Origin of the sequence: Saccharibacillus deserti, from assembly GCF_013618475.1 — a bacterium.
Taxonomy (GTDB): Bacteria; Bacillota; Bacilli; order Paenibacillales; family Paenibacillaceae; genus Saccharibacillus; species Saccharibacillus deserti.
In genome coordinates this window covers 167,173-189,374 of record NZ_JABJVN010000002.1, presented here as the reverse complement: position 1 = coordinate 189,374, position 22,202 = coordinate 167,173, and the positions used below count along the sequence as shown (strand labels likewise).

General features: G+C 56.1%; 21 protein-coding genes. 4 read left to right on the top strand and 17 right to left on the bottom strand.

The genetic code is table 11. The features are described from left to right. The first annotated feature begins 63 nt into the window (after positions 1 to 63). The 4 genes from HOP44_RS06920 (at position 64) to HOP44_RS06905 (ending at position 5,109) form a co-directional block, all read left to right on the top strand. Positions 64 to 2,286 carry an Ig-like domain-containing protein gene (locus HOP44_RS06920; RefSeq protein WP_172251898.1) on the top strand — a complete coding sequence of 741 codons (2,223 nt, stop codon included), beginning with the start codon at positions 64 to 66 and terminating at the stop codon, positions 2,284 to 2,286. A gap of 322 nt (positions 2,287 to 2,608) precedes the next feature. Beyond that, positions 2,609 to 3,247 carry a methyl-accepting chemotaxis protein gene (locus HOP44_RS06915; RefSeq protein ID WP_172251896.1) on the top strand — a complete coding sequence of 213 codons (639 nt, stop codon included), beginning with the start codon at positions 2,609 to 2,611 and terminating at the stop codon, positions 3,245 to 3,247. Between the two features lie 673 nt (positions 3,248 to 3,920). Next, entirely contained in the window at positions 3,921 to 4,388 is a 468-nt protein-coding gene (locus HOP44_RS06910; protein ID WP_172251894.1) for a hypothetical protein, read from the top strand. Between the two features lie 13 nt (positions 4,389 to 4,401). Further along, entirely contained in the window at positions 4,402 to 5,109 is a 708-nt protein-coding gene (locus HOP44_RS06905; RefSeq protein ID WP_172251892.1) for an AIM24 family protein, read from the top strand. A 196-nt stretch (positions 5,110 to 5,305) separates the two neighbouring features. Here HOP44_RS06905 and HOP44_RS06900 read toward each other — a convergent pair whose 3' ends face one another. The 17 genes from HOP44_RS06900 to HOP44_RS06820 all read right to left on the bottom strand — a co-directional run bounded on the left by HOP44_RS06900 (position 5,306) and on the right by HOP44_RS06820 (position 22,033). After that, positions 5,306 to 5,614 (bottom strand): hypothetical protein, encoded by a 309-nt coding sequence (locus HOP44_RS06900; RefSeq protein WP_172251890.1) that lies wholly within the window; start codon positions 5,612 to 5,614, stop codon positions 5,306 to 5,308. Positions 5,615 to 5,666: 52 nt separating this feature from the next. Then, the gene (locus tag HOP44_RS06895; protein WP_172251888.1) at positions 5,667 to 6,794 is read right to left on the bottom strand and encodes a toxic anion resistance protein; all 1,128 of its coding nucleotides are present in this window, start codon (positions 6,792 to 6,794) and stop codon (positions 5,667 to 5,669) included. 27 nt (positions 6,795 to 6,821) lie between these two features. Continuing rightward, positions 6,822 to 7,625, bottom strand: a complete 804-nt coding sequence (locus tag HOP44_RS06890) for a hypothetical protein (protein ID WP_172199902.1) — start codon at positions 7,623 to 7,625, stop codon at positions 6,822 to 6,824. 56 nt (positions 7,626 to 7,681) lie between these two features. After that, positions 7,682 to 8,731: an ATP-grasp domain-containing protein gene (locus tag HOP44_RS06885; RefSeq protein WP_172251886.1), complete on the bottom strand. Its 1,050-nt coding sequence runs from the start codon at positions 8,729 to 8,731 to the stop codon at positions 7,682 to 7,684. An 86-nt stretch (positions 8,732 to 8,817) separates the two neighbouring features. After that, on the bottom strand, positions 8,818 to 9,651 hold the full coding sequence (locus HOP44_RS06880) for an HAD family hydrolase (protein WP_172251884.1): 834 nt from the start codon (positions 9,649 to 9,651) through the stop codon (positions 8,818 to 8,820). Then, positions 9,648 to 10,793 carry a cysteine protease StiP family protein gene (locus HOP44_RS06875; RefSeq protein WP_172251882.1) on the bottom strand — a complete coding sequence of 382 codons (1,146 nt, stop codon included), beginning with the start codon at positions 10,791 to 10,793 and terminating at the stop codon, positions 9,648 to 9,650. Before HOP44_RS06875 ends, HOP44_RS06880 begins: the two co-directional genes overlap by 4 nt. 2 nt (positions 10,794 to 10,795) lie before the next feature. Further along, positions 10,796 to 12,265: a phosphoribosyltransferase family protein gene (locus HOP44_RS06870; protein WP_246369671.1), complete on the bottom strand. Its 1,470-nt coding sequence runs from the start codon at positions 12,263 to 12,265 to the stop codon at positions 10,796 to 10,798. Then, complete coding sequence (locus HOP44_RS06865) at positions 12,228 to 13,412, bottom strand: HpcH/HpaI aldolase/citrate lyase family protein (RefSeq protein WP_172251880.1); 1,185 nt, start codon at positions 13,410 to 13,412, stop codon at positions 12,228 to 12,230. The genes HOP44_RS06870 and HOP44_RS06865 overlap by 38 nt, the downstream gene beginning before the upstream one ends. Positions 13,413 to 13,712: 300 nt before the next feature. Then, positions 13,713 to 14,516: a TerC family protein gene (locus tag HOP44_RS06860; protein WP_343059830.1), complete on the bottom strand. Its 804-nt coding sequence runs from the start codon at positions 14,514 to 14,516 to the stop codon at positions 13,713 to 13,715. Positions 14,517 to 14,694: 178 nt separating this feature from the next. Next, a complete protein-coding gene (locus HOP44_RS06855) occupies positions 14,695 to 16,158 on the bottom strand; it encodes a TerD family protein (RefSeq protein ID WP_172251876.1) in 1,464 nt (487 codons plus the stop codon). A gap of 36 nt (positions 16,159 to 16,194) precedes the next feature. Further along, positions 16,195 to 16,776, bottom strand: a complete 582-nt coding sequence (locus HOP44_RS06850; RefSeq protein ID WP_172251874.1) for a TerD family protein — start codon at positions 16,774 to 16,776, stop codon at positions 16,195 to 16,197. 158 nt (positions 16,777 to 16,934) lie between these two features. Next, a complete protein-coding gene (locus HOP44_RS06845; RefSeq protein ID WP_172251872.1) occupies positions 16,935 to 17,516 on the bottom strand; it encodes a TerD family protein in 582 nt (193 codons plus the stop codon). Positions 17,517 to 17,576: 60 nt separating this feature from the next. Further along, the gene (locus HOP44_RS06840; RefSeq protein ID WP_172251870.1) at positions 17,577 to 18,176 is read right to left on the bottom strand and encodes a TerD family protein; all 600 of its coding nucleotides are present in this window, start codon (positions 18,174 to 18,176) and stop codon (positions 17,577 to 17,579) included. Positions 18,177 to 18,457: 281 nt separating this feature from the next. Next, the gene (locus HOP44_RS06835) at positions 18,458 to 18,904 is read right to left on the bottom strand and encodes a tellurite resistance TerB family protein (protein WP_172251868.1); all 447 of its coding nucleotides are present in this window, start codon (positions 18,902 to 18,904) and stop codon (positions 18,458 to 18,460) included. A gap of 219 nt (positions 18,905 to 19,123) precedes the next feature. Further along, complete coding sequence (locus HOP44_RS06830; protein WP_172251866.1) at positions 19,124 to 19,882, bottom strand: VWA domain-containing protein; 759 nt, start codon at positions 19,880 to 19,882, stop codon at positions 19,124 to 19,126. A gap of 80 nt (positions 19,883 to 19,962) precedes the next feature. Then, on the bottom strand, positions 19,963 to 21,228 hold the full coding sequence (locus HOP44_RS06825; RefSeq protein ID WP_425501851.1) for an MFS transporter: 1,266 nt from the start codon (positions 21,226 to 21,228) through the stop codon (positions 19,963 to 19,965). 58 nt (positions 21,229 to 21,286) lie between these two features. Beyond that, positions 21,287 to 22,033: a metal-dependent hydrolase gene (locus HOP44_RS06820; RefSeq protein WP_172199984.1), complete on the bottom strand. Its 747-nt coding sequence runs from the start codon at positions 22,031 to 22,033 to the stop codon at positions 21,287 to 21,289. Positions 22,034 to 22,202 lie beyond the last annotated feature (169 nt).

The following is a 22,202-nucleotide window of genomic DNA, read 5'->3' as shown; positions in this document are numbered from 1 at the left end:
AGACGGCTTGGGCAGAGGCTCAATCCACAGATCCAAAAAACTTGTTTATCGAAGGAGAAGATCATGATCCGACAAAAAAGAGTGATGCGTACCCTGGCCCTTCTGCTGGTAATTGCCGCCATCGTCTTTCCGGCCAATGCATTTGCCGCTACGGGAGACGTCACCTCGATTGCGTTCGACGACACGGCAAAAAAAGAACTGGTCATCGGTCAGTCGGCAAAGCAGCTTAAAGTGTATGCCACGGTCGAAGGCTCCACTTCCAAAAAAGATATAACGGCCTCGGCGGTGTGGACTTCTTCGGACGAAGAGGTTGCACAGGTAATCAAAGGTCTCGTCACTCCGAAATCCAGCGGAGACGCGATCATTACCGCCACTTATGAAGGCGCGATTGCCACGGTTGAAGTCTCGGCTTCCTATCCGTATACGAAGCTTGCCCTTGAATCGGCCAAGAGCGGTACATACAAACTGGGCGATTCCGAAAGCGAATTGAAGATTACGGCCAAGCTTACGGGCGGCGAAGAAAAAGATACCGTTACCGATGTTACCGCGCTCGCAACCTGGACCAGCTCCAACCCGAACGTGCTGACGGTCGAAGCCGGACAGGTCAAGCTCGTCGGCAAAGGCACGGCTACCGTTACCGCCAAGTACAAAGGACAGACCGGCACATTCAAAGCCAGCGTCGAGCTCCCGTACTCCTCCCTGGAGATCCGCGAAGCGGACAAAGCCGTTTCCAGTCTGGAACTGCTTGTCGGCGATGAAACGAAACTCAAATCCGTCGCTCCGGCTGCCGGAGGCAGCGCCGAGCACGAAGTTACCGCGGACGCCGAATGGAGCACATCCAACGAATCGATCGTTTCCGTCGAAAAAGGCGTGCTGACGGTCAAATCGGCCGGCAAAGCGACGATTACCGTTCAATACCTGGGCGTTAGCGCAAGCCTTGACGTTTACGTCCGTGCTCCGTATGAAGCGCTTCTGCTCGTTCCGTCGGAAGCGACAACCCTGTTCATTGGCGAAACGATCGATATGAAAGCCGAAGTCCGCGACCGTGCCAACTCTTCGCTGGACGTCTCGGCACAGTCCAAATGGACATCGAGCAGCCTGCTCGCCGCAACAGTCGAAGGCGGCAAAGTAACCGCCAAGGCTCTCGGAAGCAGCACGATCAAAGCCGAATACGGCGGCATTTCCAAAGAAATCAAAATCACGGTTTATCCGACACTGAAATCGCTGGAGTCGTCCAAGACCGAAACCGAATTGTACAAAGGCGAATCCGAAGCTCTTCCGAAGATCAGCGGACTCAAACTTGACGATTCCAAGCTCGATCTGAGCGGAGACGTCAAATGGAAATCCGGCGACGACGAAATCGCTTCGATCGAAAACGGCAAAGTGGTGGCCAAGTCGGCCGGTACGGTTACGCTGACCGCTTCCCTGCCGGAAGCTCCTTCCGTCAACACGCCTTCGGGCGACGTATCGGTACGCAGCAAGACGGTCGAATTCAAAGTCACCGTCAACGAGAAGGTCCTCGTCCTGATCGGTCCGGACGAATCGCTTGACTTGATCGTAGGCGAAACCTCCGCTCTTCCTACCGTTAATGCGGTCTGGGAAGACGGGCAGGAGAAAGACATTTCTTCCCTGATTACCTGGACGGTCAGCGGCGCCAATGCCGTGATCAAGAAAACCGACAAAGGCCAGGAGATCAAGGCGCTGCTCAAAGGCTCGGCTTCCCTGAAAGGCACCTACCTGAACAAGTCGATTGCCGTACCGGTGAAAATCGAGCAAAAAATTACCAAAATCGTCGTGGAACCGACTTCGATCCAGCTGAATATCAAATCCAGCAAGTCGATCAAAGTGACCGGTTACTACGCGGACGGTTCCAAGGTTTCCCTGGCCAGCAAAGTCGGCTGGGAATCGTCCAACCCTCTGGTCGCGTCGATTGCGACAACGTCGGTAAAAGGGATCTCGGAAGGCACGGCTACGCTGAGCGGCTCTTACCAAGGCCAGGCCCTGAGTGTCGATGTCAGGGTCGTACCCAAGCTGATCAAGTTGACCGCGGCCGAAAAGACGCTTAAATTGGCTCCGGGCGCATCGTCCAAAATCGTCGTGACCGCCGCTTTCGATACCGGTGCTGCGGCTGAAGTTGCCGCTTCGACGACATGGACCAGTTCGAAACCTTCCGTTGCTTCCATCTCGGCAGCCGGACAAATTTCGGCGCTTGCCGAAGGCAAGACTGTAATCAAAGGCAAATACGGCAATAAAACGGTCACGATCTCCGTTACCGTCAAGAAATAACCCGGACTTCGGTTCTTATAAAAAGCGGATGCTGCTCCTGCCGGAGCAAGCATCCGCTTTTTTACATTCCTACTTGCGAATCCGCTGCTTTGTTTTGTTAAAATTGTGTATTGTGCGTGTTCCAGCGACTTTTCTCACAGCAGGACGTCCCCCTAATCTTGCAGGATATGAACGTATGGGACAACAACTCGGTCTTTATCCGATTCTCCGTTTACTCCGGCTTTCTGCACGAATGACGGCGACGGTCGACGCGGCGTTTTTCAACGGTATAATTAGGGGATGAACGGATAGGCAATTAGCCGGAAAAATCACAAGCGCCATCGTGAGTCTGTTTCTTGTCATCGGGCTGGCGGTCGGCCCGCTCGCTTACCGGGCGGCTTACGGTCAGGTCGACGAAGCGGTAGGAATCGTGCTGGTCGGCTGCGCCAATATCACGGCGGGTCTGGTAAATGCGGCCGACTCCAACTTGAGCGCACGCGGCTACAAAGCCGGCGATTCGTTTTACTTCGCCGGCCAAGACCGCAAAATGGCTCTCTCCCTGTCGCACGGCGCCTATTCAAAGGTCTACAGCTACGACGGCGTCGGCCTGAAGACCGGCTATGGGCCGATCTATTCGGGCGAAGGCAAAGATCGGAAAGTCGTCGCCCTGATGGCGCAGGGAGACCTCAGCCTGGATGAATTTCAGATTCGGGGGCATGACGAGACGGCCCGTCTGGCTTCGGACTTCAACCGAATGACGCGAAGCTTTCGGGACATTTTGACGGAAGTCCGGGATAGCTCGCATCAGGTCGCTTCCGCTTCCGAATCGTTTGGTACGGTCCGCAGCGCTTGGTCCGATTCCCTGACAAGCGCTGATGCCGCAATGGCCGATGTGAAACGTCTCGCGGAAGATGCCCATGCGGTGGCCCAGCGTACCCGCCTCAGCTCCTCTATTGCCGACGAAGCCTATGAGCCTGCTTAACGGTTGGCCGGCTCTTCGGGCGATCAGCATGCTTCCATGCAGGAAATCCAGGCTTCTTCCACGATGCTCTCGCATTTGTCCGAAAATTTGTTCACTCTGGTAGACCGCTTCGAAATCTGATCGCAAGCTTAATGCGAAATCCGCGCCGAAGATAAAAAAGATTAAAAAACGCTGTCTCCCTTTTTGTCCGGCAGGCGGACGGATCAGGGAAAACAGCGTTTTGGTATAGTCGGATAAAAAATGACAGGTGCTTTACGATTTCACGGCACTTTTTCGGAGAGTTTCAAGACCTTCGGATTCTCCGGTGATCGGGCGGAACGTGATGCTGTCGAGCACCAGTCCGTTGCCTACGGGTTGCCCGTTTACGGTTACCTTTATTTTTTTGAAGTCTGAATTTGTCGAGTACATATCGGTTCACTCCTGTTCAATAATTCGGAATAAGAAAACGCTTGGGAAAGCGTTGGTTTTTGTGTCGGGATTGGTATTTTACGCGGAACTTCGGTACACTTAATGACGTACAATCCTTTGCGCAGTAAAGGGCCGGACCGAGAATAATCTCCGGTGCCGCATCTTCTAATGTATACCCGGATCATGCGTCCATTAAACCTTTTTCCGCAAAAACGGACCTATTCCGCTCTCTATACGATTCCCGAAACCGAGGTGACCGCTTGCCATGAGACATGGATTTTCCCGTATTTTGCGCAAGTCTTTTCCCGCCGCCCTCCTGCTCGGTCTCCTTCTGCTTCCTGCAGGCCGCGAGGCCAAAGCCTGGGAACCTTTCGACAATTTTGTCAACGGAATCGAAATGTTCGGCGAGCTTCCGAGCGAAGTCAACGAACTTCGTCAAAGTTATAATGAGACTGTCACCCAACTTGAAGACGCCAAGTCGGATCTTCAAGCCTATCGGGACGACATGGAGACCTACCGCGCACAAATCACCCAACTGAACGAACAGAACGAGCGGCTGGATGAACAAAACAAACAGCTGCAGGACACCGTCGCCCTGCTGAATAAAGCCCAGCAGGAACGCGATCAAAGTGCCAAGACGATGAAAATCGTGATTTTCGTGCTGATTGGCCTATTCGCCGGTTACTTCCTGCTGATTCGCGTTCTGCGTTTCGGACTGCGCGGCAGACGATGAACGGAGGAGTCGCATGAACATCACCCATGAACAATCCGGCGATTCGTTCGGCGCCCAAGCGTATACGTTCGAGTTGGGCGAGCACGATACGGCGCATGTGCTGCATCCGCAGCAGGTGATCGCGTACCGCGGCAATCCGAAACTTCGAAGCGACCGCCTGCTCGAGATCAGCCGCATGATGCGCAAACGCAAGCTGATCCGCGCCGATTTTCGCGGCGAATGCGCGTTTACGGCCGTTCTCCCCGCCGGATTCGGCCTGCAAACGCTCCGCATCAGCGGCGGCAGCGACATGCTCTACGACTTTCGCCAGCTGTTTTTCTACACCGAAGGCATCGAAATGAAAAGCCGTATCCTCAAGCTTAAGAATATGCTGATTACGCAGGACGCGATCAAGATGAAGTTTTCCGGCGAAGGACAGATCGGCATCATGACGCAGGGCACCGTTTTTCAGGCCGAGCTGCATGAGAAAGAACCTCTGTATGTCAACGCCGGCAGTATTCTCGCTTATCCGGAAAATGCCCGACTTGATCTCGCCGTCTACGGCAACCATCTGGCCAGTCAGCATATGAATTATCATTGGAAAATGACCGGCCGCGGCCATGTGCTTCTTCAAGCCGGCGGCACCCGCAGCCAGGAGCTTCGAGAACATATGGAAGATGACGGCTTGGTGAAACGGATCCTGCGGGAAGCGATCCCCTTCGGGAATGTATTTATTAAATGACTTTCAAAACTCCATTAGCAACTTTATTCACAGCTTTGAACGCGGACGGGTTAACCGCGTTCAAAGGTTTCCAGCGAGCGATTCCAAACCATTTTTGAAAGTCATACCCGATCTTAGCTAATCAAATCTCCAAACCCCAAAAAGCCGCCTTTTCCCGTTAACCCGGAAAAAGCGGCCTTTATTTTTTAACATTCAATCAAGCTTCCTCGTCGGCCCCGTTCTCCGAATCCTCTTCATCCTGAGGTTCCATCGTATCCCAAGCCGCATCGACCAGCTTGTCGAAAGCTTCTTCGTCGCTTTCGATATGTTCTTCAAACGCCAGAATTTCTTCTTCCGGCCCCGGCTGCTGCAGGAAATGCAAACTGTATTCCCACAGGTTTCCGTTTTTGCTGTAGATCGTCAGTTCGTAAGGTTCTTTATGTCCTTCGACTTCCGCTTCCACTTTGCCTTTGTAGCTCTTGTCTTCCATCCGTTCCATGCGGGCAGTCAGGATCTTGATGTTCATCGTTCGGTAGTCCTCCCTTTATCGTCGATCTAATTCGGTATGAATCTTCCCGCTACTCCAGCAGGCTGGAGATCGACTGCAGACGCTGGGCTTCGCTTTGTCCGGCAGCCACGCGGGCAGGCTCGGAGTCCGTACCGCTTCCCTGCATCAGTCCCAGACGGTCGCTCATCTTCTGGTTGATTTCCGTCATGCGTCCGGTCTGTTCCGTTGCGGACTTGATAATCGTACGATTCGACTGCTCGTACAGATCCATCGCCGTGAACAGATCGCCCATCGCGCGTTCGACCGCTTCAAGCTGCATAGCCGGCTTGCCCAGCAGTTCGTTCGTTTTTTGCGTCGTTTCTTTCAGCATGCGCGAGTTCTCCTCGAACATGTTCTGCAGCGTCTGATTGGCCGTATTGACCGCTTCGATCGTCTCCATCTGATCCTGCAGCGCCATGGCGATCATGGCCGACACGGTGATGAGATGCTGAGTCTTGTCAATCGTCGCGTCAACGGAATCGATCAGTTTGTCATTGTTGTCGTTGATAATATCCGTACCGGCAATTGCCTGCTGATACAGCAGAATCATCTCGGTAAACGACTGGATACGCGTGACCACTTTGCGGAGACCGCGTTCGAGCGTCGTTTTGCGGCCCGCATTTTCCGGCTTGGCGATCTCTTCCTCGAACAACGCTTTGAGGCGGTTGCCCATCGCGATCCGCATCTGCAGATTGTACACTTCCTCGATAGAGGTACGCTTGAGATTCCGCATATACGCCATGTTTTCTTCCAGCGTATCTTTGCCGTTGCGCAGCGACATGACGATCGCATCGACATTCGTTTTGACCGATTGGTATTTGTAAATATAGTTTTTGAGCGGGGTCTTGCGCATAATCTTATCGAAAAAACCGACCTGTTTGCTCTTGCTGAGCGAGTCGATCTCGGTACGCAGCCGCAGGATATTGTTCCCGACTTCGGAACGCTTCCCGGCGACCATATCGTTGACCGGGCGCTGCAGCATCTCCAGCGATTGGCCCGCTTTTTCCATCGTGCGCTGGCCCATCCGTCCGATCTGGTCCATCAGCTCGTCGAGCTGCATATTGTCGGTGTTGGCGACTTTCTGAATGACCTGCTTCGCTTCCTGTTCGACCTTTTCCATATCGTTCTTTTTCAGTTCGACCGAAAGATTCGTAGACATGAATAGTCCTCCTTTGGCGATTTGCTGTTAGTCCGAAGTCCGGTAGCGCTGTTGAATCAGATCGACACGGCTTTGCAGTTCGATCAGGTCGCGATGTTCGATCGTCTCTACGTACAGCGACAGACGGGAATTGATATCCTTGATTCCGTCCAGCAGCAGGCGGCGGTTCTTGCGCTTGGCTTCGCCGCTGAGCTTCAGGAACGGATTGATCGCGCCGTTCAGATCCTTGAACACCAGACGCTGAATATTATGGTTGATCTTGCTGTCATTGATTTCTTTGAGCTGCGGAATGAGGCGGGAAATGCGGGCCAGCAGCGAGATCGTTTTCTCGACGATTTCGTCATCCAGCGAGTTTTTCTGGCCTTCGGAAATGATCATTTCTTCGATCACCGAGATATACTCGTGAACCGGGTCCCACATTTCGTCGGCTTCCGATTTCGGCTTCGGGGCTGCAGCCGGGGAAGCGGCGGCAGGAGCCGGGATCGAAGGAGATTGAACGGCGTCGTATGCCGCCCTTCTGCGTTCCTGTTCGCCCCGCGCAGCCGCTTCTTCGCGCAGCCTGCGCTGCACCGCTTCGTCGACGGCCGGAATACCGGTCCGTCTTCCGCTTGGCGGAAGCACTTCCGGCTGCGGCCGGGACTGCGGCGATACCTCGATCGGAAGTACCTTGGGCTTGCTCCGCTTGAAAGCACCGATGCTGAGCAGCACCGCACCTCCGGGAATGAGCATGGAAATCTCTTCCGGCAGAATCCCCTGCGAGACGAAAGCAACCGCACAGCCGGCTATAAAGGCTGTAAGAGGCAGCCCGAAACGTTTCATGTAATCGATCATGCTTGAACACCTCCAGCTTGATAGCAGAGCACGAACCCGCTATGCCGGCACCCGCGTCAAAGGTCGGAAATAACCGCTTTGCCGCGAACTTGATCCAGCCTGACGGCCTGCTCCACGTAGCTTGCCTTGATGCCGAACTCCGGCTCGGGCGGCCGGCACTCTTCGCCGAACGCCGCTTTGACCGCGTAATATGGGAAATTGACACCCGATAAACAGGTAATATACAAACCGCCGGACATGCGCGGATTGATTTCGAGCAGTTTGGGCACACCTTTATTGTACTTCACCTGAACGTTAAAAGCATAGGGAATGCGGCAATTTTCCGCGATGCGCCGCGACAGGGCCAGCAGCTCTTCCGAGTACTCGAGCTGATACACGCGCCCTTCGGACTTGAGACGCGGAACGGCCGTCAGCAGGTTGCCCGCGGCGTCCGCCAGGCAGTCGATACTGTATTCGTCTCCTTCGAGCATTTCCATCACCATCAGATCGTCGAAGCTCTCGACCGACGACAGCGTCCGATAGGCTTCTTCGTACGTTGTCTCAAGCGTGACCCAGCCGTACAGTTCTTCCAGCGGATCGCCGGCTTCTTCCTTGATGATCCGGAAGCCCATGCCGCCTTCCGCTTCGGTCGGTTTGAAGCAGACTTTCTCGCCTTCCGCCCGCAGTTCCTGATAAGCCTGCGCGAACTGTCCGGCCGTACGGACGACCCGGTAATTCGGAATCTCCACGATGCCTTTGCCTTCGAGCGAGCGGTAGAACTTTTCTTTGTTCATCATATTCTCCAGCAGTTCCATGTCGCTGCAGACCATCACGCGCGTGCCGATCTCTTCGAAACGCCGGATATGCCGGGCAATCAGTTCCATATGCAGGCGCGGAATGAACAGGTCAATCCCGTGTCTGCGGCAAAAGTCCAGGCAAAACTCGATATAGGCTTCGCCTTCGACTTTGGGTTCGGTTTCTTTGACATCGCAAGCACTCAGCGAAACGTGGTCGATACTCGGATGCGTGCCGTAAAATTCGAACCGCTCTCCGTCTTCATTGTTGCGAATCAGGTTCACATAATGGTAAGCGACCGAGAACCAGCGGTTCAGCCATATTTTTCTCATCGTTCATCTTCCTCTTCGGCGTTTTGGCACAGCGATGTTTAACGGAATTACGGGATACTACGCGGGAAAAGCCCGTTCGGTTTCGTTCAGCGTTTGTCGGCAGACGGAACGTCGGTCTCCGGAACGGGCAGAGCGAACCATTCGGCGATCTTCGCGATCAGATCTTCGGCCGCTCCCATGCCGTCCCGCTCGGTGAACGAATAGATCCCCGATTCCATATGTGCCGCATAAATTTCTCCGTGCCGCGGCACGATCGCGTAATCGGCCGCTTTGAGCAGACTTTCGTCCAGCAGCGAGTCGCCGGAAGCGGCGATTCGGGTCGCGCCGGACAACTTTTTGACATACAGCAGACCGTCTCCCTTGCTTACGCCGTCCGGCACCAGATACATCTTGCGCCCCTGTACCGACAAATTCCAGCGCATGCCGGCGAGTTCCGCGCGGAACTCTTCGACGGCGTCCAGCGGCATATTGTCCCGGTCCAGAATGATCGAATAGAACAAGCTATCGGAATGCCGGTAGGACTTGACCCACTCCGGCGAAGAGATACGTCCGAAGGCTTCGATCACTTTCTCCGCATGTTCGCTGCGCGACAGCGCTTCGGCCACATGCCGCTGCCAATCCGGGTCCGGAACGCCGTCAACCAGCACGTTCCCCCCGTTGCTCGTCACCGCGTACTTCGGATTGAATGTTTCCCGAATATAGAAAATCCGCTCGTACTGCTCGATCGTCCGCGTCGTGACGGGCACGAACAGCGTCGTCTTCGCAAGCTCCGCAAGCCGCCTTGCCGCCTCGGGCGACATGAACGAAATGTGTTCGCCCTGATACAGTTCTACGGGAATGACGTCGGCAGACTCGAAGCTTGCGCCCATCGCTTTTTTGGAATAGATCAGGGTCCGGTCGAGATCGCTTGCGAAAATCATAGCGTGCCTCCGTTCATCGGTTTGATGATGCCGCAGCAGGAATACGTCAGGCCCGGATAGACTTCGACCGGAACGCCGCGATCTTCGGCCAGCAGCAGAATATGGCGCAGATGCGGATTGTCGAGCCGGTCGACGAGAATCTTCCACGGCACACGGCGCAGCAGCACACGCGTTGTCTCGCCCACGCCCGGTTTGACCAGATTGACGTCTTCGATCCCGTAATCCTGCTGGATACGGGCAATGTCCTTCATCCCCTGCCAGCTGGATACATTCGCTTCCGGCAGCTGCTCCAGCTTCGCGGCTTCGAGCAGCGCTTCGGCTTGAATCTCTTCGTAATAGCCGCTGACCCGGTCGACGAACAGATTGGAGACGTCGTCTTCGAGCCATTCTTTGTAATACTTCGCTCCGTGAAAATCGTTCGGTCCGATCAAATCTCCGCGCAGCACGGTGCGGCTCATCAGCCCGGATACGGTCGAATTCAGGCAGGCGCTCGGGATCAGGAAATCTTCGCGCGTGCCGAACGTCTCCGAGCAGCGGCCCGGATCGGCCAGTACGGCCAGGTCGTCGTCGAGTTCGATGCCGTATTTGGCGGACATCGTCTCCCGGGCGTCTTCCAGCACTTTGCGGATCGCGCCTTTGCCGGTCCAACCGTCGACGAACTGGATGCGGCGTCCGGGATTCTGCTGCCGCATATACAGGACCGCATTCTCGTCGATGCCTTTGCCGCGGATGATCGAGATACTGTAATGCGGCAGTTCCGCTCCGTATATCTGCCGGAAATAACGTTTGATCAGAATGCCGACCGGCGTACCCGCGCGGGCAAGCGAAGCAAGAACGAAATCCGTGCCGTGACGGGCTCTCAGGCGTTCCGAGACGATACCCGCCGCAAGCGATACGTCTTTTGCCGTCGTATCGAGCGTCTCATGGAACAGTGCGAGATACTCGGGCGTCGGCCGGTATTCGACCGGCAGCATCTCCGAATAATGTACGCCGCCCTGGATCGCTTCTTCGCGGTCTTCGGTCGGACGTTCCAAATGGACATCACTCAGATCCTTCAGCAAAAACACAACGTCTTCCGGACTGTAGCTGCCGAGCTTCTCGGGAACCGGCAGGGGCTGGGAAGTCAGCGTATCGTTCGACATATTCAGTTTCCTCCTTGTGGGTTGGCACGATCGGCCCTGGCCGCGACAGCCAGATGCAGGGCCGGGACTCCCGTATGCGCCAGAGCGTCAAGCAGCGGCTTCAGATCTTTTTCAAGCGGCATACGTTCCAGGAAAACGAAAATCTCGTCGTACGTACCTTCCGGCACGTTATAGAAGAAATTCGCCACACCGGGATCATCCGGCGATGTATGCGGAAATCCGCTTCGAACGGCATACCCTTCTTCGTCGAGCACATGGATCGGACTGCGCGTACTCGACTGGTACCGAACGCCCTCGCCCAATTCCGCGGCTATCCGCATCGGCACATACATAAATTCCCCCGTACCCATACAGAGCGTGCGGCTTCCCGTACGGCTCTCCGCCAAAGACGCGGCAGCTTCCCGAACCTGACGATCCAGCAAGGCATTGTCCGCTTCGCGCATCCCGAACCGTCCGGTCCACTCGAGATACGGACAATCGGACGTCCGGCCGGACAGATCGGCGGATACGGCATCCAGGTGACTGAAATAAGAAGAGAGATCGTGCCGAATCAGCTTCGTCCCGTTTTCCGCACGCGCTTCCGGCGCAGGCTGCGTCAGACGTTCGACCGGGCCGCCCTCGACTTCGATCTGTCCTTCGATCAGCGAGATCGTCTCGATCGCGATCCCAAGCTCCGCTTCGAGCTCGCCGAATCGCAGACGGTCCGCCTCCCCTCGCCAGTCCAGCAGACTCGCGACAACGTAGCGGCGGCGCGGATGTTTGCTCTGCAAATCGCGGATGATATTCAGCGCGGTATTGCCGGTCGTCACTTCGTCGTCCACCAGCACGACCGTATCTTCCCCTTCGAAAAAGGAAGTTTCTCTCGCATAGCAGCGGTGTGCCGTCGCATGCGAATGTTCTTCCTCGAAACTCAGCACGGGCTGCTTGCCTACCAGTTCTTCGCGGGTCGTATGCAGAAAGCGCGTGTCTCCCGTGAAACAATCGTACATGGCATGTCCAAGCGCAGTCGCCGTCTCCGCAAACGCGATAAACAATGCCGGTTCTTCGACCTGCAGCTTGTCGCCTTTGAGCCGGGCATACAGCTGACGGGCCGATTCGTCGTCGCCCTGAAGCGCTTCGCAGACTTCTTCCAGACCGTAAGCGCCGGCAGCTTCAGCCGCCTGCCTGGATCCACCCTGCACCGATTCCGCGCTGCGGCGCTGCCACAGCAGGGCCAGCGCTGCTCCGCCGAGCAGAGAAACATGCGGATCGACCGGAATATGCTTGCCGAGAATCCGGCTGACGAACAGGAAGCTTCGCTTCTTATTGATTCGCGCCGCCATCCGGAACAGATGATCGGGATGCAGGCCCAGCGGATTGGAGGTCAGACGGACTTTCACGGTTAATCCTTCGGGCATGTCGTAGACGTACACATCCGGCTGCTTGGAATCTTTCTTATCGAACGAGTAATGCAGTGAAGTTTTGGTTCTCATTGAGCACCCCGTAGATTTCCGAACGGATCATGATACGCCGCGCCCAATTCAGATGGGGCTTGATCTCGTTCATTTTGTTGTCGTATCCGCTCTTGACGACGCCGATTTCGCCGCCGCTGCTGTCTAGAATATGCGAAGCGTCGATATACTCTTCGTGCGTAACCGTGTACAGAGCCTGAACGGGGCAGATGTGAGTCGGATGAATGATCGTTTTGCCGACAATTCCATTCTCTTTGTCCAGTTCCACCTCGCGAATCAGGCCGTCCACATACTTGTTGATATACTGCATGCGCAGCAGCAGTCCTTCGCGTCCCGCCGTTTCCTGGAAAGGCGTCTCGCGCAGTTGGGGTTTGAGCACGCGTTCGCTTTTGAAATATTCCCAGACCGGGCCGGAAATCACATAACCGTCGTGCGCCCGTCCGAACAAGTTGACAATATCGGCAACGCAATCGCGAATGACGCCGATATCGTAAATAGTCATATCCGGTTTGCGGCGCAGTCCGAACAGACTGGAAAAATCGGTTGCCCCGATGCGTACATTCAATATGTATGGACGGTGCCGGTCCAGCAGCCGTTTGATTCCGAGCAGCGTCTCTCTGCGCGTCTCCGCGTAAATGATCTCGGGACTCTCCAGGATCGGCATGCCGTACAGAACGGGGCTTCCGGCAGAACGGGTCCCATTGTAGGTATGAAGCAGTTCCAGGTAACGTTCGCCGAGAGGCACATCGAACTTCGGGAAGACGAGTCCCGTCAGACGAATTACCGCTTCGCCGAGAAGTTCAAGGATCCGCTTGGCCTGGTCCGGTGTACGAATCCGGATAAAAATCAGCGGCAGCGACTCCGGATCGATCTTCCCTTCGCAGCTCCAATCGTGCAGCTTGCGAATCTGCGAGACGAGCGAAAGTTCCGCTTCTTCCAGTCTGAGATCGCCGACGGCGTCTTCCAGATCGATAACCACGGAAGTGAGCCCGATATGTTTGCCGGTGCTCAAATTCTGCGCGATATCAGGCCGGGTTGCGGGCATATACAAAGCCGCTCCAAGCGCATAGGCCAGCAGGTCTTTGTCGGAGCGGTTGCAAAAAGGTGCGGGAGCCAGGTGGAACAATTTCTGGGTTTCTTCCACCTCTAAATAATCGAAATAACGCATGGTCTTTCCTCCCACGATATTGAGTCCATTTCCTGGCAGATCGTTCATGGATAGATCCGGTATCGTCTGCCGCTTTGGCAAAGCCACGGCAAATTTTAAAAAACTCCGCCGAACGGAGAAAAACGTTCTGCCTGTTGTCCGTGCTTGCGAATCGCCGCTGGCACTGTACGAAGCAGGAAGCCTTTCTCCATGTGCGGAGGAATAAGGTTGGTTGGAAGCAGGCTCTGCCGCAAAGACCGACCGCATCCCTACAAAAGAAGCGATGCGGTCGGCTGTGCAGGTACGACTGCGGGACAGCGTTCACACACCCGAACGATGTTCCCGGCGCCGGCGAACCAGGCTGAACAGAATCGTACCGACAAAAACGGCAATAAGCAGCGGGAAGAAAACTTCCTGCGGCAGTTCGTAATCGAATACCGCGGCCGCGATCATTTTCAATCCGATAATCGTAATCAGGATAAAAGCTGCCCGTTCCAGTTCCGGGAACTTTTCGAGCAGTTTGAGAAACAGCTGGGCGACACCCCGCATCATCAGGACGCCGATCATGCCGCCAAGCAGAAGCACCCAGACTTCCTGGCTGACTCCGAAGGCCGCCAGAACGCTGTCGATACTGAACGCAATATCCATCAGTTCGACGGCAAGCACCGTGCGCCAGAAGCCGTAATGGTTTTCTTTCGCACCTTCCGTATCGTCCGTTTCGGGTTTGCGCCCGATCGACGGAATCAGCGGCAGGCCTCCGACCCGGTTCCATCGCAGCTCAAGTCCAAACAGATTGCTCATGGCAATCCACAGCAGATAGAGACCTCCGATGATTTTGACCCAGGTGATCTTGACCAGGAAGGTCCCGACCCCGATTGCGACAAACCGGAACAGGTACGCGCCGATGATCCCGTAAAACAACGCTTTTTTGCGCTGATTCGGCGGCAGATGCCGGACTATGACAGCCAGTACCAGCGCGTTGTCGGCGGACAGCAGCCCTTCAAGAATAACGAGCGTGCCGATCACTCCCCACGTTGCCGGTTCGCTCAGAATCGCGCCGACATGTTCCCATTGAAAGTAACCGGCAAAATTGCCGAAGAAACTCTGAAAAAAATCCGCCATGATCGCTCTCTCCTTCAAGGCGGTTCAGAGGCGGCCTGCTGCGGAGACTGCGGGCATTCGATGCGGGCAGAGACCGGATACGCCGCAGTCCCGGTTCGTTTCCGAAAGGTCTGCGGCGTATCCGTACAGGACGGAACGAACCGTCGTACGGGTCTGGAATAAAAATCAGAAAAATCGTGTGTTATTTGCTTCCGGTCTGCCAGCGAAGTCCCCAGTTGTAAGCCTGGTCCAGTTCGCGGTGGCCGGAGAAGTACTCGACCAGCCGTTCGATGCTGAACGTTTGATCGCCGACGTTGGTAATCATGGCAACGGCGCACATGCCTTTGCGGCTGCCGTGCTCGTCCATACGGACGATGATATCGGGACCGCCGCCCTTGATCGTCACGACCCCGTCGGCCTGTGCCCAGTTCGCCGCTCCTTCATAGATGAAGGCGTAAACGACAATACGCTTGATATCGCGCAGGTGGGCACCGTTGATCCGCATATTCTCTCCCCCGGCTTTGGTGCCGGTCCGATCGTCGCCGTCGAGCATCACATAAGGTTCGCTGCTTAGCGAGCCGAACGCGCGTCCGAGCGCCTGCACGGTGCCTTTATGCCCGTCTTTCAATTCGAACAAACAGCCCAGGTCCAAATCGACGCCGGCCGTTTTGCCGAAGAAGCCGGTACTCTTGCGCTGATTCCAGTTGAGATTGATCAGAATCTCGCCGATGGAATCGGTACCCGCTTTCTTCTCCAGGCTGATCTTGTCGCCGCGTTTGGTCAATTCGATCTTCTGCAGGCTTGGCGCCGCAGGCTGGGAAGCCGGAGCGGGCGGCGGCGCAGGGATCGAAGGCGTTCCGGCCTGCGGCGCCGGAGAAGGCGCGGCGCCCGGAGCGGGCGGAAAGACGCGGGGCGAAGCTCCGCCCGGTCCGCCGCCGGAAGCCGGCGGGCTGCCCTGCTGCGAAGGACGGCCCAGATTGAGCGGCGACGGATTGCCGCCGGGAGGCTGCGCAGGCGGCGACGGCTGTGCGGCCGGCGTCGGCTTGGAAGGCTGCGCCGCCGGAGGCGGCGTTGGTGCGGGAGCCGGTTCGGGCTCCGACTGCACATCGATGCCGAAGCTGCGGCACAGCGCTTCGAGTCCGCCCGTATAGCCGCTGCCGACGGCATTGAACTTCCATTCTCCGTTATGGCGATAGAGTTCGCCGACGACAATGGCCGTCTCGACGCCCGATGTTTTGTCCAGCGTAAACCGGATCAATTCCGATCCGCCGCGCGCATCGACGATACGCAGATATACTCCGTTGACACCGGCGAAGTTCTGCCGACGCTTCTCTCCTTCGTAAAGCGTGAGAGAAAAAGCGATGCGCTCGTAAGCCGCCGGAACGCCGCTCAGCGAGATCGACACCTGTTCGCTGTCCGTAATACCGGCATACGCGCTGCGGGTTTCGGTCTGCAGCTGCATGGCGCCTCCGGCGCCGGCCGGATTACCGTAGAAGATCAGGTCTTCGTCGGCCGCCGCCTTGGAACCCGGACCCAGCAGAAACGCCGAGAAGTCGATATCGACTCCCGGCGAAGCCTGCCAGCCCATTCCGACGACGATCCGGTCGAGACCGGGATTGGTTTTGGTCAGGTCGGCTTTTTGGCCCCTGATGATTGTGGTCGTCAAAAGTAATTCCGCCTTTCGGTTAAGTTGCGGATCGGATTATTGGGCGTCGAGGCCGTAGTTTTTGCACAGCGCAGCCAATCCGCCCGCAAAGCCGGAACCGATCGCCTGGAATTTCCAATCTTCGCCGTGGCGGTACAGCTCGCAGATCACGACGGCCGTCTCGACCGAGAACTCTTCACCTAGATCGTAACGCAGCACTTCGCGGTTATCTGCCGTGTCGACCACGCGTACGAACGCATTGGATACCTGGCCGAAGTTCTGGGCACGGGCTTCCGCATCGTGAATCGTGACCGTGATGCCAAGGCGGGTGATGTTGGACGGAACCAGCGAGAAATCAACCTGGATCTGCTCGTCGTCGCCTTCGCCTTCCCCGGTCCGGTTATCGCCCGTATGCTCGACCGCACCGTTCGGCGTTTTCGGATTGTTGTAGAAGACGAAGTCTTCGATTCCTTTGGCGCGTCCGTCTTCATGCAGCAGGAATACCGAAGCGTCGAGATCGTAGTCGGCGCCGCTGCTGTATTTGTTCGTATCCCATCCAAGGCCGATCATGACTTTTTTGAGGCCGGGATTGGTTTTGGTCAGGTCGATTCGTTGTCCTTTGGAAAGGCTGATAGTCATGGGGAATTCCTCCGTTTCCTTGTCAGAAAATGAAATTGAACACAAAATCCCGAAAAGCGGACGCCTGCGGCAGGCGCCCCACTACGGCCGAAGGCCGTCCATGTAGCAGACGGCCTTCGGGGTTGAAACTAAAGGGTGAAACGCATGCGTGTAAGGGATTAGGATACGGCCAGGCCGAAGTCGCGTACCAGGCCTTCCAGACCGTCTTGGTAGCCGCTGCCTACAGCGCTGAATTTCCACTCGCCGGCGTGACGGTACAGTTCGGCTACGACAATCGCCGTTTCCACGGAGAAGTCTTCGCCCAGATCGTAACGGATCAGTTCTTCGTTTGTTTCTTCATTCACGATACGGACGAACGCATTCGATACTTGACCGAAGTTCTGCGCGCGTGCCGTTGCATCGTGAATCGTAATGCAGAAGGAGACTTTCTCGACTTCAGCCGGAACGCTTGCCAGTTCAACTGTCAGCTGCTCATCGTCGCCTTCGCCTTCGCCTGTACGGTTGTCGCCTGTATGTACGACAGCGCCGTTGGCGTTTTTAGGGTTGTTGTAGAATACAAAGTCCGTATCGGCTGTTACTTTGCCCGAAGTGCCCAGCAGGAAAGCGGAGGAATCCAGATCGAAATCTTTGCCGCCGTCATACTTGTTTGTGTCCCAACCGAGACCAACGAGTACTTTTTTGAGGCCCGGGTTTGTTTTTGTCAGATCGACTTTTTGACCTTTTTGCAAGCTGATTGCCATGAATAATTCCTTCTTTCTTTATTGGAGTTTGGGTGAAGCTCGAAAAACGGGCCGTGCGGTTTAGCTGTAGCGGCGGGCCAGCAGATCGATATGCGGAGCCTGCGCACCTTCGCCGACGGCGCTGAACTTCCACTCGCTGCCGTGGCGGTAAATCTCGCCGACCAGCAGAGCGGTCATTCCCGAGTAATCGTCCGTCAAGTTGAAGCGAACCAGTTCGCGGCCGCTGCTCGACTCGAAGACGCGGATAAACGCCGAGCGGATCATGCCGAAATGCTGTTTGCGCGCTTCGCAGTCATAAATGTTGACGACGGCGAGCAGGCGGTGAACATCGGCCGGAACCGAAGCGAGATCGATATGGATCTGCTCGTCGTCCCCGTCTCCCGCACCCGTCAGATTGTCTCCGCCGTGTACGACGGAACCGTTCGGGCTCTGCAGGTTGTGGAAACAAACGACGTTTTTGCTCTGCGTCAGCTTGCCCTGTTCGCTAAGCAGCAGGACCGAGGCATCGCAGTCGATGTTTGCCGTTTTCTTCTTCATACCGAACAGCCCGCGGCTTTCGGACTCGGCCGGGTCCCAGCCCAGTCCGACCGTAATCTTGGACAGACCGGCATTCCCTTTCGTCAAATCGACCTTTTGGCCTTTTACCAAAGAAATTGTCATTGCTGTCTATAGCCCTCCCAATTGGAATGGTATGGTTGCTGTCGCTCAATTGAATTATACCTGTTCGTCCGGGTACAAAACAACTTCGCCGATTCCGCGCAAACGCGAGGCCGTCAACCGGAACGTCCTGTGCTTGGCTGCACGCTATATCTATACGCTCGGGGAATGTACCCGGTTTCGGCGTTTTTGAATTTCGTCAGCCTTTTTGCAAAAAAACCTCCGGCAGTGACCGTAAACGGACAGGCCGGAGGTTCTTCCTCCATGTCGAAAATGCTCCGAACTTACAGGCCGAATTCGCCCGGGTTCAGATTCAGCACGTTGCAGATATCGCGTACGGCCGATTTTTCCATCTCGTCGAAATCGCCGTCGGCCGCGCCGATCGCACAGCATACGCCCACGATGACCCGTCCCACTTCCGGTTTCGATTTGAATTTGGCGATGGTGCGCAGCGCTTCCTGCTTGCCAACCATCACATCGAATTCCATATTGCCGGCAAAATGGTTGAAACGGTCGATCACTTCGCTCATATTAAACACTTTGAGCTGCTCGTTGCGTCCGATATAACCCGCCATTTTTTGTTTCTCCGTTGCGTCGACCGTGCCGTCCGCTACGGATACGATCGCGCAGCCCGCCACGATGGCGTCCATCAGGTCTTTGTTTTTGAAACGGCTCACCTGATCCTGCAGTCCTGTCTTGGTCTTGTTTAGCCAGCTTTGAAACGAACTCATCTTAAGCGCCTCCAATTGGGTTGAAATTAGGATCTAATACCCTTTCAACTCTTAATCCGAGGTTTACGTTTTCCTGAAACGCACACGCTTTAGGTGCGATTCAGGGGAGCGTAACCTTACCTTTAGTGTTGACAAGGTACTAGCCTGTTCGGGAATACGGTCAAGCTTGCTGGAATCGGATTCTAAGATGTAAGTAACCGTTCACAGCTTCAGTATAACTCATTTAATAAGCGATTTCTCCTTTGCCGCTTTGAGCCAGTCGGGAAACTCGCCCAGCAGCCGGTCGTACAGTTCCTCGTCGGAGATTTTCTTGAGGTCGTTGACCTGGAAAAAGTTCGCGTTATCGATCAGTCGTCCGTCCAGCTCGTCGAGCTTCTTGAGAAACTGGAAGTTCTCGCGGCCCACGCCGACAAACTGCCAGAAAATTCCCAGATGCGACGTCCGGCGTACGATCTCGGCCGCATGCTCCCCGTCAAAGCAGTTGCCGTCGGTCACGAAAATAACGTAGACAGGCTGTTCTTCGGCCGGCGGAGCTTTCACGCTCACTTTGCCGCGTCCCAACCCGAACAGCCCTTTTTTTACGCTCAGCGCACCGGGGAAATAATGGTCGGCGATCCGCTGCATAACGCCCGCGTAATGCGTGCCGTTCTCCAGCGGGTAGTTCGGCCGGATCTCCCGACCGACAAACTCGTAGAAGTTTTCCTGGCGGATCTCTCCGACCTCGTAATCGTCCACCCCGAACAGGAATACATCCGCCGCTCCGTTGTCGTCGAAATTCATGCCGAGTCCCAGCGTGCGCTCGCAGACCGCCTGAACGATTCCGTTCGTAAACAATCCCGTCATCGAACCCGAAATATCGAGCGCCAGCGCAACGCGCGCCCGCTGGCTTCCGAGTCCTTTTTTGTCCAGCGAGATAATGGCCGTCTTGGAGAGATTAATCAGGTTTTCTTCGGCTTTTTTGCGCAGATCGATACTCATTGCCGTCCCCTCCTTTTCCTTTCTTCGGCAGGAAACCGTTTTATTCACTTTACCATCAAGAAGCTTTTTCTAAAAGGCATTTATTGGACATTTCGCTCCTGCGAAGCTTCGGAAGCGAAGTGGCGCCGCACCCCGAGTCCGATCGCAAAAGCAAGCAGCGACATCCCGCCGGCATAGAAATAGAGGTTGACGACTCCAACGGATTCCGCCAGTTTCGCCATGCCGAGAAGCGAAGCGCAGAAGATCAGGTTGAGCACGGTCGCCTGCGCGGAGAGCACTTTCGGCAGCTCTTCGTCGCCTGCGCTCTGCTGGATCAGCGTGCGCCTGGCTACCATCGACAGTTCGGCAAACGGCCCCATGACCAGTACCAGCAGCAGCGCCGCGGCCGGCGAAGTGGTCCCCGCATAGGCGAGGGTAATCGCCGAATAACCGAAAATCCCGGCCAGCATGGAATCGAACAGCCGCTTTTGCAGTTTTTTGACCAGCGTCACGACCAGGATCCCGCCAAGAACCGCCCCCGCAAAATAGGAAGCGTTGATGAATCCCCACCATTCTTCGCCCTGCCCGAGCGCTTCCTGTACGAACAGGAGGGTAAAGGCGCCGACCCAGACCGAACCGCCGAGCATATCGATCGAATCGATCAGCGTCAAACCGCGAAGTCTCGGGCTTCGTCCGATCAGCTTCCAGCCTTCAAGCAGCGCTTCCCTCCAGTTCGGATCCGTTTCCGCCGCCCGGGAAGCCCCGGAAGCCGATTCGTTCCTTTCCGGAATTCCATGGACGGACGGCTCGCGAATGAGCGCGGTAAAGACGAGCGCGGCCGCATACAAGACGCCGGCAATCAGCAGCGTGCGGGACGGTCCTGCGAAAGCGACCAAGACGCCGCTGACTCCCCAACCCGCAAACTGTACGGTTTGGTCGCTGACCGAGATCAGTCCGTTGGCCCGCATCAGCCAGTCTCTCGGCACCAGTCTCGGGACCAGCGCATTGCGCACCGGCGCCGTCCATCCGTCGAGAAACGACATGGCGAAGACCAATCCAAAGATCGCGCTCAGCGAAGCCGACTCTCCGGACCGCTGCAAGTAGAGGGCCAGCAGGGCGAACAGCAGAAACTGCCCGCCCTGCGAGACCAGCATCAGGCGGGGCAGGCGGAATCTGCGGAGCATCAAGGGCGCGAGAAAACCGCTGACGATTTGCGAGAAGATACGAAAAAAGGGCACGAGAATCGTCGATACGACAGATTCGGTGCCTTGGAGGACAAGAACGGTCAATGCCGTCACATATAAAATATCGGCTGCATTGGACATCGTCTGGGATGACCACAGCCAGTAGAAAGACGTTTTTTTCATCATTGTAGGCTCCCTTGTACAGCAGCGGAATCGAAAGACGCCCAAGTCCGACTTGGGATCAGGAGGTCAAACGAAGATAAAGCCTCGCCCCGTATTCGATCAGGCGGATGCCGAATACCCCGGCGAACAGGATGATCGTAATCCAGATCCCGATCCGCTCGACGCGTTTGCCGGATTTCTTGCCGGTCGTCATCAGCGCGAACCGAATCTTGGCCTTGAGCGGCGGCAGCGGCCGGATTCCGTTCTTCGTCACCGAGTCGCAGGCCAAATGCACGGCATATCCCAGTCCTCCGGCCAGCCAGATCGACGGTCCGTGCGCACCTGTCAGTCCGTACAGCAGCAGCATCCAGGCGGCAAGCGCATAGAAGGTATGGGTGATGCCGCGGTGCGGAGCGAGCGAAAATACGATCAGCAGAATGCCGCCCATCCGGTTCCACGGGGCGTACCGTTCGCCGAACACGATAACGGCTAGCCCGATCAGTACAAACGCGCCTTTGCGCAGCGCCTGCTCGGGCAGGAACATGGCGACGACCGCAACCGCGGCCAGCACGCTGTTCCACGGCTGCTCGACCGGCGCGTAGAACAGAAGCGCTGCGGCAATGAGCAGCATGGCCGATTGCAGGACGCGCAGCAGTTTGGTCGGCAGCGCCCGGGTAACCAGCAGCGAATTCGGGTGGTCGATATCGGGCAGCATCGAGCTGACGGCGGCGATCGCCACGGCTCCGACCGTAACCGGTGCGCCGGTCAGCGCCAATAGGGACAACGATACTCCGGTCCCGATAATAAAGTGAGCTTTTCCCATCATGGTCGTGGCTGTCCTTTCTTCTAGCTGCCGCTTGTCCGTTTTCCCGGCCTTGGCCTTTTGGCAAAGGCGAGCTGCGCTTTATGGGTTCAATCATACCACAGCCCCCTTTGCGCCTCAATACGAACACCCGAATTTCACGAACAAATATTCGGATTTTTATTCGGGTTTC

Bases quoted from the DNA above. Each gene is read 5' to 3' on its own strand.
- HOP44_RS06850 (WP_172251874.1), bottom strand. From the start codon at position 16,776: ATGACTATCAGCCTTTCCAAAGGACAACGAATCGACCTGACCAAAACC.
- HOP44_RS06875 (WP_172251882.1), bottom strand. From the start codon at position 10,793: ATGTCGAACGATACGCTGACTTCCCAGCCCCTGCCGGTTCCCGAGAAG.
- HOP44_RS06870 (WP_246369671.1), bottom strand. From the start codon at position 12,265: ATGAGAACCAAAACTTCACTGCATTACTCGTTCGATAAGAAAGATTCC.
- HOP44_RS06895 (WP_172251888.1), bottom strand. From the start codon at position 6,794: ATGTCTACGAATCTTTCGGTCGAACTGAAAAAGAACGATATGGAAAAG.
- HOP44_RS06845 (WP_172251872.1), bottom strand. From the start codon at position 17,516: ATGGCAATCAGCTTGCAAAAAGGTCAAAAAGTCGATCTGACAAAAACA.
- HOP44_RS06900 (WP_172251890.1), bottom strand. From the start codon at position 5,614: ATGAACATCAAGATCCTGACTGCCCGCATGGAACGGATGGAAGACAAG.
- HOP44_RS06825 (WP_425501851.1), bottom strand. From the start codon at position 21,228: ATGAAAAAAACGTCTTTCTACTGGCTGTGGTCATCCCAGACGATGTCC.
- HOP44_RS06835 (WP_172251868.1), bottom strand. From the start codon at position 18,904: ATGAGTTCGTTTCAAAGCTGGCTAAACAAGACCAAGACAGGACTGCAG.
- HOP44_RS06890 (WP_172199902.1), bottom strand. From the start codon at position 7,625: ATGATCGATTACATGAAACGTTTCGGGCTGCCTCTTACAGCCTTTATA.
- HOP44_RS06880 (WP_172251884.1), bottom strand. From the start codon at position 9,651: ATGATTTTCGCAAGCGATCTCGACCGGACCCTGATCTATTCCAAAAAA.
- HOP44_RS06910 (WP_172251894.1), top strand. From the start codon at position 3,921: ATGAGACATGGATTTTCCCGTATTTTGCGCAAGTCTTTTCCCGCCGCC.
- HOP44_RS06905 (WP_172251892.1), top strand. From the start codon at position 4,402: ATGAACATCACCCATGAACAATCCGGCGATTCGTTCGGCGCCCAAGCG.
- HOP44_RS06885 (WP_172251886.1), bottom strand. From the start codon at position 8,731: ATGAGAAAAATATGGCTGAACCGCTGGTTCTCGGTCGCTTACCATTAT.
- HOP44_RS06840 (WP_172251870.1), bottom strand. From the start codon at position 18,176: ATGACAATTTCTTTGGTAAAAGGCCAAAAGGTCGATTTGACGAAAGGG.
- HOP44_RS06820 (WP_172199984.1), bottom strand. From the start codon at position 22,033: ATGATGGGAAAAGCTCACTTTATTATCGGGACCGGAGTATCGTTGTCC.
- HOP44_RS06830 (WP_172251866.1), bottom strand. From the start codon at position 19,882: ATGAGTATCGATCTGCGCAAAAAAGCCGAAGAAAACCTGATTAATCTC.
- HOP44_RS06865 (WP_172251880.1), bottom strand. From the start codon at position 13,412: ATGCGTTATTTCGATTATTTAGAGGTGGAAGAAACCCAGAAATTGTTC.
- HOP44_RS06920 (WP_172251898.1), top strand. From the start codon at position 64: ATGATCCGACAAAAAAGAGTGATGCGTACCCTGGCCCTTCTGCTGGTA.